The sequence below is a fragment of the Streptomyces sp. NBC_00104 genome (genome assembly GCF_045160825.1).
GTDB lineage: Bacteria > Actinomycetota > Actinomycetes > Streptomycetales > Streptomycetaceae > Streptomyces.
Genome location: NZ_CP108215.1, coordinates 2,352,771 through 2,365,857 on the forward strand (window position 1 = coordinate 2,352,771; position 13,087 = coordinate 2,365,857).

Genomic DNA, 13,087 nt, shown 5'->3' on the forward strand with positions numbered 1-13,087 from the left:
CTGCTCCAGTTCGCTCCACGGCAGCGGATCATGGCCGAGGCGAAGGCTGCGCAGGACTCCAGTCGGCAGCCGGACCCGTCCCTGAGAGTCCATGCGTAGTGCGCACTGCACAGCGAGCAGCCGGGCCCCAGCCCCGGTGTGGATTGGCAGGGCTGCGGCCAGGTAACTGAGCATCTCCCGGACCCGAATCTGGTCGCCCGGCCCCCTGGGCCGTCGCTTGCGGCGCCGCGCGACACTGTCCGACGACGTCACCGCCGCACGCAGGAAGGTTTCCGGAACCATGGCGGCCTGCTCCGTCACCGACGCACAGGCCGTACACGCATCGGCGAGGCGCCAGAGCCGTCCACCCCGCTCACGCGCCAGAAGCAAACGGATAGGACCGGCGCAGCCACGGTGCCGGGGGTGCCAGCGGCAGCCTCGTTCATGGCACTGACAGGTGCGCAGGTATGTCGGCAGAACGTCACGCCGAGCATGTCCAGCCAGATGCTCGAGCGCCGCGGAGCGCGCGGATACGGCAGCGAGCAGCGCGCCCCGGTGGTCGCACTGCCGGCACACAAGCTGCGGCCCGCCAGAACTGGGCCGCAGCTCCACAATCCAGGCACGCCGCGCCGTCGGGTGTGTTGTGCGGAGCCTCATAGTGCGCGCGCTCCTCCCAGTCCTGTCCCGCGCCGTTGTCCGCTCAAGAGAGAGCGACGGCCGCACACGGTAGTGCAGACGTCTGCCCTCTCGCCCGCGCCACCACCTGGGGAAATAGGGCAGAGGTCTGCACTGACAGGGCAGGGGTCTGCCCCGTCGGATGGTCAAGTGACGATCTTTCCGCCCGATCCGGACTTCGAGGCACTCCGCCTGGAGCTCGCGCGCCTGCGGGCGGCCCGAGGATGGAGCTATGACGAGCTCGCCGCCCGTAGCGGCCTCGCCAGACGGACCCTTATCGAGATTGAGCAGGGCCGGACGATCGGGACTCTGAAGACCTGGCATGCCCTCGCGCACGCCCTGAGTACCCCGCTCGACGAGCTCTTCGCCACCTTGTGCAACGGACACGAGCCCCCCGAGAAGGTCGACGGCTGACAGCCCTCGGGGCGGCGATCGCCAACCGCCCGAATGGGTGGCCCGATACGAACGCGCGAGCGCATTCCCGAATGTCAGTCTCACTCGATGCGGCAGTCCGAGGGACACCTGCGGTAGTGACGCCGGTTGAATGGCGTGTCGGCTGGCAGGTTCACCCGCATGCGATCTACACCCCCTTCCCCACGTCGTTGGGACGGCAGCTTCGTCCATGTTCGCGCGAGGCGTTCCCTACGCGTAGACGGCGATAGCGCCAGCCGTTTGTTGCGGTGCGGTCAGAGTGACCGCTGCCGGGATTGCGGCAACCGAGTCGAGTGGTACCACCGCACCGGCGAGCGGCCCATCCGCCTGCATCCTCAGGAGTTGCCTGCCGAGAAGGTGCCCGCTACCTGCCACTGGCACGTCAGCTGCGGTGTCGCTCATCCCGCAGGCGACGGCAGTGGCTGGTGCCGCCTGCCGCACGCCATGCTGTGCCCCGCCCACGACGCCCTTCCGGTCGTACCCGAACTGGCAGGACTGCGCCGCGCTCTGGCGGTCAACAGCCGGCGCCTGATCGACAGCGGAGCATTCGTTCCCCGTTCCGCCCTGTCGAACACCCAAGCCCCACCGACGACTACCTGCCGGCCGGCCCGTCCTGTCGTGCAGCTTCTGTACGTCCGCTACCTCGCCAACCGACCGGTGGACGAGATCCAGTGCGTCGCCCAGGCTCGACGCCGCCACCGCTGCACGAGTCCACTGCTCACACCTGAGACCCGGGCGGGCGTGTGGACTCTCGTGCCCACCATCACAACGCACGGCCAACTTCCCTTGCCCGGCGCGGCAATGGCCGTCTACGCGGTCACCGGTCTGCCTTATGCCGAGCAACTGCGGTGGAGGGCTCAACGCTGCCCCGAGCATGCCGTCACTCCCGCGGCCCCCGATGTGACAGTGACCGAGTGGGAGTCCTTCGATCCGCTCATCCACCACGAGCACATCCACACCCGGCTACCGACACTCGCCCGACCTCATGGGCCTGCCGGCCGGAGCAGGAGGGCCACGCAGTCGTGACCGCGCATCATGCGATTGAGATCACCCTGACTCGGCCCGCCACCGACTGTGAGCTGCGTCGTGCTCGTCGTGTTGTAACTCTGGCGAGTAACACCGACCACACCCGACTGCTGACTCTGCAGCGCGCGAAGACTCCTGGGCGCGCGCTGCGAGCACTTCGGCATCGACTCGATGCTGTGCTGCCCATCGATGTACTGACCAGTCATTACCCGGACCGGCAGGGCTGTGTCCTGCTGAACCTCGCTCTCAGCCACACTGCCCGAACTGCCCTACGACAGGCTGCGGCAGCCTGCGGTCAACGGCCCCGGGACTTCCTGAGAAAGACCGTGACCGACACCGTTGCTCGGCACGAAGAAGAGCGCGCCCGCCATCTGACGACCCAGCTGGAAGCGCTGCTGGCACAACACAGCCCGGAAGAACTGCTGCTCTGCGCAGCGAGCACTCTCATCAACCATCACAACCGCCGACCAGGCGGCAAGCCTTCCGCCACCCCTTCCTGAGGAGCCTTTGTGCCCACACCGACCGACGAGCAGGTCCAAGCCGCCGACGCCTTCCAAGCAGGACGCCATCTCGTCCTGCAAGCGGGAGCCGGAACAGGCAAGACCACGACGCTCACGATGCTCGCCGCCAGCACCAAACGACGTGGCCGCTACCTCGCCTTCAACAAGGACATCGCTCGCGACGCCGCCACACGCTTCCCACGTACGGTGACGTGCAGGACTGCCCATGCGACCGCATACGCAGCACTCGGCCACCGTTATGCCAGCCGACTCAACGGCCCCCGTCAGCCTGCCTGGAAGACCGGCCAGGCCCTTGGCATCACCCGGCCGACCCGCATCGGCGAACACGAGATCAGCCACAAGACGCTCTCCCACACAGTGCTACGCACCGTGACGCGCTTCTGCTACTCAGCCGACCGCGCGCTGGCCCGCCACCATGTACCGCAACTTCGTTGCCTGGGGACGCACGCCGAACACACCCAACTCGCCGACACAGTCCTACCGTTCGCAGCCAAGGCTTGGACTGACCTGCAAAACCCGGACCAAGGCGCGGTCCGCTTCGAACACGACCACTACCTGAAGATGTGGGCCCTGACCCAACCCAAGATCGAAGCGGACTTCCTCTTCCTCGACGAAGCCCAGGACACCAACCCCGTACTGGAACAGGTCTTCAACACCCAGCGCGCCCACGCCCAACTCGTCATGGTCGGCGACTCTGCCCAGGCCATCTACGGCTGGCGCGGCGCCCGCGACGTGATGACCGACTTCGACGCCACCGCCCTCATGCTGTCGCGTTCCTTCCGCTTCGGCCCCCTCCTCGCCACCGAGGCCAACCGCTGGCTCGAATTCGCCGACGCGCCCATCCGCCTGACCGGCAGCGAGATCATCCCCACTGAAGTCGGCGACATCGCCCACCCAGATGCGGTGCTGTGCCGCACCAACATCGGCGCCATGGCTGAAGTCATGCGACTACTGTCCGAAGGCCACCGCGTAGCACTCACCCGTGGTGGGCACACGCTCGCCGCACTGGCGCTGGCGGCTCGCGATCTCAAGGAAGGACGTCGCACCAACCACCCCGAACTCGTCCTTTTCTCTTCCTGGGGCGATGTCCAGGACTACGCGGTCTACGACCCTGCCGGCGGCGACCTCCAGCCCTTCGTCGACCTCGTCGACACGCACGGTCCCGATGCGATCCTCGCCGCGGTCGATGAACTCACGGACGAGGAGCACGCCGACGTGACCGTATCCACGGCTCACAAAGCGAAAGGGCGCGAATGGTCCACCGTGAAGATCGGCGACGACTTCCCACCGCCCAAGGACACTGACCAACTCGATGCTCAGGGACAGCCGGTGCCGGAACCGATCACCGACACCGACGCCCGCCTCGCCTACGTCGCCGTCACACGCGCACGCCACCGACTCGATCTCGGTGGTCTCTCCTGGATCAACGCCCATCCAGTGGGGTAAGTACGCTCTTCATAATCGGCGAGCCTTCTTCAGTAAGGATTGATCACTTCTGACCCGGAACCCTCCCAACGAGCGGTAGAACTGCGCCACTGACGTTCAGCAACTCCCGAAGCCGTTCGATCTCGTCATGCTGGGCGGCCAGTCGTGACAGAGCCAGCTCACGGAAGCTGTCGTGCTCGGTTTCCTTCGCCTCGCTGACGGCCAATCGCTCTTTCAATTTCGCGATCGACTCCTTCAAGCGGGCGATCTGCGCGTCCCTCGGGTCGGGGATCGCCCCGCTTTCACGTAAGGCAGCCAACCTGCGCTCAAACTCATTGCGCAGATGCTCGTACGGGCGACCGCTGTAGAACGCGGCCCGCGCCACTTGAGCTTCGGCCGCCAGAGTCTGTACGTCGCACCTGCCACCGGCTGGAATCTCGCCTCGCAGCAAGCGATCCATGGCGGCGCGGATCCGGTCCTCGTTCTGCCGCCTCTGCTCGGCTGTGATCCTCACGTATCCGCTCCTGCGGCGTCGATCTCTGCCAAGACACGCTGAGTCCGCTCCAGTTCGGCCTGCTGGCGCGGGCCCTCCAGCTTGCGCGTAACACCGAGTTGCCCGAGGAAAACCTTCTGCTTACGTTCGTGTTCGGCCCATACAGGCCGATGTCGTTGGTGATGGGTTGCCTGCGGGCATCGGGCCGAGTCGCACATCCCGATCAGGGGCTGATCCGTGTCCGTGGAGCCGGCCAGGATCAGACAGAGCGCCCGAGAAGGATCGGCGAACCAACAGTAGTTCGCCAGCCCAACGTGGAGGATGCTCGCGCGTTTGCGCATCAGCCCCAAGATCTCGGTATCGTTCATGAGCACATTCGTCTCGTCCGCCGCGTGCTCCTTCACAAGCTCGTCGATGTGCTCGAAGAACGTCACGAGTTCAGTCGCTCCCCGGCCGGCGGGCATGATTCCGTCCTGGAAGTTCTCGAACTCCTCCACGAGGATCTCCACGTTGCGGGTCTCCTCCAGGCTCTGGACCTCGGCGAGGAACTTTCCCTGGGCGCCACCCGGGCGGCGTGTGTAGCCCTCGGTCGTGGTCGCATGCAGATGTTTCAGTGCAAACTTCGTCGCCATCAGCCCGTGCGGCCGGTATGCCATCTCCACAGCGAGCGTCCGCCGCAGCATCCTCAACGTGACCGCGCCGTCCGGGATCGGATCAAGTCCGAGACGACGTCCAGCGTGCCCGTTGACCCAGGCGCGAAACTGATTGGACCATGAGTCAAAGGCGAATCGTCCGAAGATTCGGCCGGCCCGCTCACGGGTGGGAGTCACAGCTGCTGCAGTCCTCATAGCGTCCCACACCTCCTTCACCACGACCCACTCGTCACGAACTCCGCCCAACTTCTGCCCCTTGATCAGTTTCCCCTGGACGCGATAGCGAAAAAGTCCCGGAGCACGCTCTTCAGGCGGCAAACAGCAATCACGCTCGAATTCCATCAACTCACACGACCGCATGCCAGCCACAGCAGCCACTACGATCACCGCTGCTGCCCAAACCAGCATGGGCATCTGGAGAGCGACGTCCCGGGGCGATACCGGATCTGTCCAAGGAACCTCGCCCTCCCCATCTGCCCGTCTGATGAGCTCCGCGTCCCGCCCGTAGGGGTACTCGATACCTACTTGGTCTACGGCTTCCTCGAAGAGCGGCCGCAACTCATCGAGCCAGGGGCGACGGAACTGCCGGAAACCCGCCTCCCTCGCCAGATGCGACAACGACAGCAACAGCAACGGGTCCTCTGCTGACCAGCCATCATTGAGCCGTTCAACGACCTTTGCGACGTAGATCTGAGGGAGCGGAATCCCGGACCGGACGTACCGCTGGAGAAGCTGTTGGAACTCCCGGATCGGCGGCTTTCTTGGGTACCGATTCCCTGAGGCCGGTGCCTCATCGGGTACCTGCTTGCGCAGCTCGACGATCCGCGGCGCGATGTGCTCCGTCACGTACAGGGCGGCGGCCAGCAACGGGCGTAGCAGTTCGTCTTCCACCTCGGGAGTACGGTACGCCGTCCACGTATCCGAGGTTCCGTCAACAGTGCCCGGATGCCTGCCCTTCCAGGGAAGATAGCCTTCCGCGTAGGCGTCATCCGGGAAGAGGCCGCCATAAAAAGCCAGCTCGATGACTGGTCTGGTTGTAGCGCGTACCTCGCCGTCTCCAGATGTGCGCACCACAGCGCCAGTGTTACGGTCTCGAACTTTGCGGGCCTCAATCAGATAGCCATCGCATTCTCGGTCGCCGACCTGAGCAAGGGAGAGCACACCGTTGCGGCTGAGCCAATTCAGCCAGCCCGCCAGGCGCCCGAACTTGGCAGAGCAGGTGCGGATGCTCCGTGCTGTGCGGTACGCAAGCGGCAGATGGGCAACTGCCGGATGGGTGGGCGCCATCAATGCGAAGCTGTACTCCTTCGCTACCAAACGCCATACCGGGTTCTCCACGTTATGGAAGTTAAAGCGTAATTCGGACGCTCCCCATTGGGCTGGCAATCCCACGACATCAGCGAAATCCCACATGTCGTCGTCAAAGCAAGGCCCAGGTACACCAGCAGGCATGGGCAGATCGGCCTCCGCGCACACCCAAAGACCTGCGAAAATCGATTGCCGTACAGCGACGGTCTCGATTTCATGCTTCATGCTGTTGTCTCCTCAGGACGCAGAGGCAGCGCACTCTGCTCCGTCTCCAGGCACCGACGGGCGCAGTCAATGACACCGACTTCAAACCTGCGAATCACCTCGTCGACCCTGGCGGAGTAGTAGCCGAAATGCCGCATGAACTCACCTGACGGCATCTGCCGCCATTGCTCTGTAAAGAATCCCTTCAGCCGCAGAAGGTTTACCGCATGGCGGGGCGCAAATACGGCCAGCGGGCAGGCCAGGCACACCCACGGGCGTGCCGGGCACGGCTTACCCTTCGGCCCGAACACGCCAGCAAAGATGTCCACGCAGGAGGCAGCGAACACGTCACGCTCCACGCCTACCAGTTCAGCGATCACGGTCTCATCCAGTTGCAGATCTGCTACAACTTGCGGCAGCTGCTGTGCGGCTTCCGCTGCGTCTTGCGCAGTCACCACCCTCAGCGGAATGCGTGCCCGCTTCAGCATGTCGCCTTGGCCGTCCTCGATGACGGAGTCCAGCAAGTCGCGCTGTTTGGGAGTCGGCTTGCCCACGTACCGCTCCGCCTCCGTCTGAGGCGAATGGTTGGGGTCGATGGTTGCTCTGTCGCTGCCGTGCCAGTGGCTACGGTCCCGTAGCGCTTCGAACGTCGTGCGCACTCGTGGCGCTGACACTCGTACCGGTAGTCGCAGGCTCTGGAGCCGGAGATACTCCGCGTTGCGGATGGGTCTCGAAATGATCAGGCCCGGTGCACCTCGTCTACATCGGATCCACAAAGCTCCGCGCGTCTCGGGGCTAGCGAAGTTCCGCAGGAACTCAGAATGCTTCAGCCACTGCTGGAGGATGGTTACGGCCGGCTTGGGCAGGTTGTTGCTCTCGCGCGAGGTGCGCCCCTTGAAGTAATTGAGCAGGACGGTTTTATCTCCCGCCCAATCGATGTCCCCAAGCCCCAAATCCTCGATGCCGTCTGGAACGATTCCACTACGCGCAGCGAACAAGGTCCGGTAGGCGAAAGTTGTCTCCACAGATGGGAACAACCGCACACTTGTTGGTCCGACCTGCAGGGCCGATTGCCTCACCGAGTTTCTGATCCCGAAATGTTTACAGATCTCCCCGGTGGTAGCTGGACCATTTCGGGCGAGGAGCCGCAGCACTCCTGCCGGCGTTGGCTCCAGCAGGACGGATCCGTCAGTCGCCTCCAACTCCTGCAGGGCAGCCTGATGGTCGGCATAGGCGGCATCGACGATCTCCTGGCATCTTGCCTGCAGGGCGGCCCACTCCTCCTCCGTATACGGTGCGAGCGGCTCCGACCGGCTCACACGATTGAACTTTCTTCCCTCCGCGAACCGTTGCGCCTCGCTCCGCAGCCCAGCCCCGCTTTCTTCCAACCCGAGAAGCATGGCCCTGGTATGCCGCTCGGCTCGATTGGAATGCGAGAGCCAGAACTCGGAAAGCATCGCAACGGTCAAATCCCGCGCGCCGCCTGGAGTCCGTCCACCAAACGCATCGACCATGAGCCTGATCGACAGAACATAGTCCCTCACCAACCCTGCGGAATCGACCCGGCCATGCGGATGGACGAGGGAAACGAGCCCGTTCAAAAGGTCTTCGGCAAGAGCACCCTGGTAGCTCTCCGCGAGTGTGATAGTCAGCGATCTGATGCGGCCCTTGCTGAAGGTACAGGTCACGCCCAGCGGGGCTTTCACCAAACGTGCGGGCATCAGTCGCCCTCCTCTTTGAACTCGGCTTCTACTTCAATTTCTGCCTTGGTTAGTTGATGCGAACTTGCACGGGCTTCATATGAGGAGGCATATGCCTGCTTATAAATGCGCGACACATCAAGGCGCTTGACGTACATTTCCGTGGTCAGGACGCTGCTGTGGCCAAGAAGATCGCGCAGAATCAGCAACGGCTCATTGGCAGTCAGGAAGTGCAGCCACACCGCATCTGCGTCGCCCGAACCTAGTTGGGCGGCACTCGCGTAGTAGCCACGCGCGAGCTTTTCCAGGGTCCGCATGGCAAACGTGTGCCTGCACCGGTGCGGATACACGTGGGGAAACCGCGGGTCCCATCGTTTGGCGATTCGCTGGGAGGTTCGTTCGAAGACGGTGGACCAAGCGGTGAACGGGGCTCCGCGGCTTTTGAGCCAGAGCAGGCACGAACCACCTTCGGGGGCAACGAGTCTCATACGTTCAGCCGGCGTCAGCGCACCCCACAGGACGCGAGTGCCGTTCACCCGGCCACCGCGCACATCCGGCTCGGTCACGTGCAAAGGCTCTCCCCACGACCGCGGGGGCGTCCACGTAGATCCGACTCCGGTCATCTGCCGGTCCAGGCGGACATGTCCGTGCACCCGCTCAAGGTCCTCGAAAGTGATCCAAGTCCGCCTGAACTTCCGCCCCTTCGCGAGTGGTGCCGGCACGGGGAACTCGATCGGCACCTCGGTCGGGCGCCTTGGCAACGCGGGAAGTTCGTAGACCAGCAGCATGCTGAATTCCCTACGACGCATCCCCGTCCCCAAGGCCAACGCCCCACCCGCGCCATTCCTCGACAACTCCCGGCCGTGGAAGTTCATATCCGCAGCGCCATCGGGACCAAGTCCCCCCAGCCCCTTGAGGAAAAGATCCTCGAACTCCGGTTCCAGGTAGCGGACCGTCACATGAGGCTTCCCGACCCGCCTCGTGGCCAGGTTCGTCATCACCGTGGTTTTGGTACCACCAAACGCAGCGGTTGCCTGCTTGTAGGTGAACGGAACGGCACTGACTCCGGCTTCGGCGACCGCCCACTGGTAGAAACCGGACAGGATACTTACCTGCTGGTTCCAATAAGTCGCCTGCCAACGCTCGCCGATCGGGCCGGACTCATGAAAAGCGGCGTAAGTACTCAACGCGTCTTTCAATCGGACACGCGTGTCGAACAATTCGATTCCATGGACATGCAGGTGCTCCATCCAAGCCTTCACAGCTCGCCCGTATGCCCACCAACTTCCAGCCGAGGCAACCTTGTTATTCGGCAAGTCCCTAAGCCATCGGTTCACCACCGTGGCCGGACGCCGCGAGACACCGTCGGCGAACAGTAGATCGTCGTCAACCAAGATCGGCATCCCGTCAGGGATCGCCGGAAGCCGTGGAACGTCCCACTGTTCCCACCCGGCCGCGTTGAACCTCTCAAGCAGCATGCGCCCCAGCGTACTTATGACACACGAGGAAATGCATAGAACAAGAGATTCGATGCCTCACTCGAGTGCCTGTTCAGGTACTTATAGCGACACACAAAGTAAGCGGCGAAAACGCCCAGCACATCGAGCTTGAGCAGCCCGAGGTCCTCGACGTCGTCCTTGTCGAACTGGGACATGGGGAACCCCTCGCCGCTGGTCGGCATCACCGGCGTACGGCGGAGCAGGGACGCGTCGGAGAGGAGCACCCCGCACGGGTGCATGGCGACTCCGCGCGGGAGGGCGTCGAGCGCCTCGACCAGCTCCCACAGCCGGCCGTACTTCGCTCCTTCCCGCTGAAACTCCCCCGCCAACTGCCGCAGCTCGGGCAGCTCTTCGAGCGCCGCCCGCGCGTCCCGCGCCCTGATGTGCGGAAAGGACTTGGCGATCCGGTCGATGTCGGCGGGGTCCAGGGAGAGGGCCGCGCCCACGTCCCGGACGGCGTGGCGGACGCGGTACGTCTCCGGCATCGCGACGGTCGCGACCCGCTCGGTGCCGAACCGGTCGATGATCGCGCGATAGACCTCCAGCCGCCGCGCGGACTCCACGTCGATGTCGATGTCGGGCAGCGCGACCCGCCGTTTGGACAGGAACCGCTCCATCAGCAGACCGTGTTCGACGGGGTCGGCGTGTGCGATGTCCAGGAGGTGGTTCACCAGGGAGCCGGCGCCGGAGCCGCGCGCCGCGACCCGGATGCCCATCTTCCTCACGTCGTCGACGACTTGGGCGACCGTCAGGAAGTAGGAGGCGAAGCCGTGATAGGCGATGACGTCCAGCTCCTGGTGCATCCGCTCCCAGTACGCGCGCCGGGTGTCGTAGCCGTGCCGCACCATCCCGGCCGCCGCCCGTGAGGCCAGCACCCTCTGGGCGGTACGGCGGTCCGCGCCGACGAGACGCGGCTCGGGGAAGTGGACGGTGCCGAGGCCCAGGTCGTCCTCCGGGTCGACCAGGCACTCGGCGGCCGTGGCCCGGGTCTGCTCCAGCAGGCGGTGCGCGGTGTCGCGGCGGTACCCGGCGGCCTCGACGACCCGCTCGGCGACGGCCAGCATGGCGTCCGCGCCCTTGAGCCAGGCCTCCCCGGAGTCCAGCTCACCCCGGGGGTCGACGGGGACGAGCCGCCGGGCCGCGTCCAGCACATCGGCGACCGGGCCCATGCCGGGGTCGGCGTACCGGACGGCGTTGCTGAGCACGGGCCGTACGCGCTGCTCGGCCGCGAAGCCGACGGTGCGAGCGGCCAGCCGCAGCGAACCGGGGCCGGTGCCCTCGCGGCCGTGCCACATCGCCTCGAGGCGCAGGGCGTCGCCGTACCTCTCCCGCCAGGGCACGAGGAGCTTCGCGGCGCGGTCGGGGCGCCCGGCGGCCAGTGCGCGCCCCACGTCGGAGGCCGGGCCGAGGAGCACGGTCAGGCCCTCGGCGGCACACTCCGCCCAGGGCAGCAATGGCGGAACCTCGCTTCTGCCCCCGCCCGGTCCGCCGCCCGCATGCGCCGCCGAAACGATTCTGCAGAGCTCGGCCCAGCCGGTCGCGCCCTCGCGCGCGAGGAACGTCACCCGAGGAGTCGACTCGTCGATGAAGGCACCCCCGCGCACGGGAGCACGTCGCCGCGCCTGTCGTACGGCGGCGGCGGGCACCTCCACCGCCAGGTCCACCCCGAACAGCGGGCGGATCCCGGCCCCGGCGCAGGCCTTGGCGAACCGGACGGCACCCGCGAGGGTGTCCCGGTCGGTGAGCGCGAGGGCGTCCATCCCCCGCTCGGAGGCGCGCTCGGCCAGCCGCTCCGGGTGCGAGGCGCCGTAGCGCAGGGAGAACCCGGAGACGGTGTGCAGATGCGTGAACCCCGGCACACGCACCTCCCGCACTCGATCAACCACTCGACCCGATCGATCACCGGGCCGGTCAAACACTCGACTCGAACATCAGTTCACAGCCTTCCCGCCTCCACCATAGACCACTTTTCGAACTTCTGTGCGATGACCATTCGGCCCCATCCCACCTGCGCAAACGCCACCCGCACCGGACCGTGGGGACATGACACAGACGGCCGATCCCGCCCGCAGATCCTTCGTCGACGAACTCAAGGACGGGGTCACCCCGCGGGCCACTCTGCTCGTCATCGGGGTGCTCGCCCTGCAGCTTCTGTTCATCGCCTCGTACGTGGGGGCACTGCACAGTCCGAAGCTCAGGGACGTGCCGTTCGGCGTGGTGGCGCCGGGGGCCGCGGCGGCCGAACAGGCGGTGACCCGGCTGGAGCGGCTGCCGGGCGAGCCGCTGGACCCGCGCACGGTGGCCGACCGGGCGGCGGCGCGCGAGCGGATCGTGGACCGGGAGATCGACGGCGCCCTGCTGATCGACCCGGCCGGCACCACCGACACCCTGCTGGTCGCCTCCGGCGGCGGCCGGACCCTCGCGGGCGCGCTGGCCACGCTCGTCACCGGGCTGGAGAGGTCCGAGGGCCGCGCGCTACGAACGGTGGACGTGGCCCCGGCCGGCACCGGCGACGCCAACGGGCTCACGTCCTTCTATCTGGTCGTGGGCTGGTGCGTGGGCGGCTATCTGTGCGCGTCGGCGCTGGCGATGAGCGCCGGGGCGCGGCCCACCAACATCCGGCGCGGGGTGATCCGGCTGGCCGCCCTGGCGCTGTTCGCGATCCTCGGCGGACTCGGCGGCGCGGTCATCGCCGGGCCGGTCCTGGGGGCCCTGCCGGGGAGCGTGGCGGCCCTGTGGGGGCTGGGGGCGCTGGTCGTCTTCGCGGTGGGCGCGGCCACGCTGGCGCTGCAGTGCGTCTTCGGCATCGCCGGCATCGGGGTGGCCGTCCTGCTGGTGGTGATCGCGGGCAACCCGAGCGCGGGCGGCGCGCTGCCACCGCCACTGCTGCCACCGTTCTGGGCGGCGATCGGCCCGGCGCTGCCACCGGGCGCGGGCGTGTGGGCGGCCCGCTCGATCGCTTACTTCGAGGGCAACGACATCACCGGCCCGCTGCTGGTGCTCTCCGCCTGGGCAATGGCGGGGGCCGCCATCACGGTGGTGATGGCGGCCCTGAAGAAGAAGCCGGAGCGCCGACCTTCGGAGCGTGCGCCTCGGCCTTCCGAAGCACCCTCCGAGGCGCCGTCCGAAGCGTGAGCCTCGCTCTTCCGGCTCCTCAGCCTTCCGGCTCTTC

General features: G+C 66.1%; 9 protein-coding genes and 1 pseudogene. 5 read left to right on the forward strand and 5 right to left on the reverse strand.

What is annotated here, in order from left to right:
* The first annotated feature begins 804 nt into the window (after nt 1-804).
* The 4 genes from OG272_RS10185 to OG272_RS10200 all read left to right on the forward strand — a co-directional run bounded on the left by OG272_RS10185 (nt 805) and on the right by OG272_RS10200 (nt 4,079).
* On the forward strand, nt 805-1,068 hold the full coding sequence (locus OG272_RS10185; protein WP_405893120.1) for a helix-turn-helix transcriptional regulator: 264 nt from the start codon (nt 805-807) through the stop codon (nt 1,066-1,068).
* Nucleotides 1,069-1,227: 159 nt separating this feature from the next.
* The gene (locus tag OG272_RS10190) at nt 1,228-2,112 is read left to right on the forward strand and encodes a DUF6083 domain-containing protein (RefSeq protein ID WP_405893121.1); all 885 of its coding nucleotides are present in this window, start codon (nt 1,228-1,230) and stop codon (nt 2,110-2,112) included.
* Nucleotides 2,109-2,612, forward strand: a complete 504-nt coding sequence (locus OG272_RS10195) for a hypothetical protein (RefSeq protein WP_405893122.1) — start codon at nt 2,109-2,111, stop codon at nt 2,610-2,612. The genes OG272_RS10190 and OG272_RS10195 overlap by 4 nt, the downstream gene beginning before the upstream one ends.
* 9 nt (nt 2,613-2,621) lie before the next feature.
* Nucleotides 2,622-4,079: a UvrD-helicase domain-containing protein gene (locus OG272_RS10200; protein WP_405893123.1), complete on the forward strand. Its 1,458-nt coding sequence runs from the start codon at nt 2,622-2,624 to the stop codon at nt 4,077-4,079.
* Nucleotides 4,080-4,122: 43 nt separating this feature from the next.
* On the opposite strand, the gene OG272_RS10205 is transcribed toward OG272_RS10200, so the two are convergent.
* The 5 genes and pseudogenes from OG272_RS10205 to OG272_RS10225 all read right to left on the reverse strand — a co-directional run.
* A complete protein-coding gene (locus OG272_RS10205; RefSeq protein WP_403466450.1) occupies nt 4,123-4,572 on the reverse strand; it encodes a hypothetical protein in 450 nt (149 codons plus the stop codon).
* Nucleotides 4,569-6,737, reverse strand: coding sequence for a site-specific integrase (locus OG272_RS10210; RefSeq protein ID WP_405893124.1), 2,169 nt, complete (start codon nt 6,735-6,737; stop codon nt 4,569-4,571). Before OG272_RS10210 ends, OG272_RS10205 begins: the two co-directional genes overlap by 4 nt.
* Entirely contained in the window at nt 6,734-8,437 is a 1,704-nt protein-coding gene (locus OG272_RS10215; protein ID WP_405893125.1) for a hypothetical protein, read from the reverse strand. Before OG272_RS10215 ends, OG272_RS10210 begins: the two co-directional genes overlap by 4 nt.
* Entirely contained in the window at nt 8,437-9,894 is a 1,458-nt protein-coding gene (locus OG272_RS10220) for a site-specific integrase (RefSeq protein ID WP_405893126.1), read from the reverse strand. The genes OG272_RS10215 and OG272_RS10220 overlap by 1 nt, the downstream gene beginning before the upstream one ends.
* Nucleotides 9,895-10,004: 110 nt before the next feature.
* Nucleotides 10,005-11,774: pseudogene (locus OG272_RS10225) on the reverse strand (PHP domain-containing protein); the annotation flags it as partial.
* 184 nt (nt 11,775-11,958) lie between these two features.
* Between OG272_RS10225 and OG272_RS10230 the strand changes: the two are divergent.
* A complete protein-coding gene (locus OG272_RS10230; RefSeq protein WP_327730416.1) occupies nt 11,959-13,050 on the forward strand; it encodes a DUF3533 domain-containing protein in 1,092 nt (363 codons plus the stop codon).
* Nucleotides 13,051-13,087 lie beyond the last annotated feature (37 nt).

Excerpts from the sequence above, each read along its gene's own strand:
- OG272_RS10220 (WP_405893126.1), bottom strand. The coding sequence starts at position 9,894 with ATGCTGCTTGAGAGGTTCAACGCGGCCGGGTGGGAACAGTGGGACGTT.
- OG272_RS10210 (WP_405893124.1), bottom strand. The coding sequence starts at position 6,737 with ATGAAGCATGAAATCGAGACCGTCGCTGTACGGCAATCGATTTTCGCA.
- OG272_RS10230 (WP_327730416.1), top strand. The coding sequence starts at position 11,959 with ATGACACAGACGGCCGATCCCGCCCGCAGATCCTTCGTCGACGAACTC.
- OG272_RS10215 (WP_405893125.1), bottom strand. The coding sequence starts at position 8,437 with ATGCCCGCACGTTTGGTGAAAGCCCCGCTGGGCGTGACCTGTACCTTC.
- OG272_RS10190 (WP_405893121.1), top strand. The coding sequence starts at position 1,228 with ATGCGATCTACACCCCCTTCCCCACGTCGTTGGGACGGCAGCTTCGTC.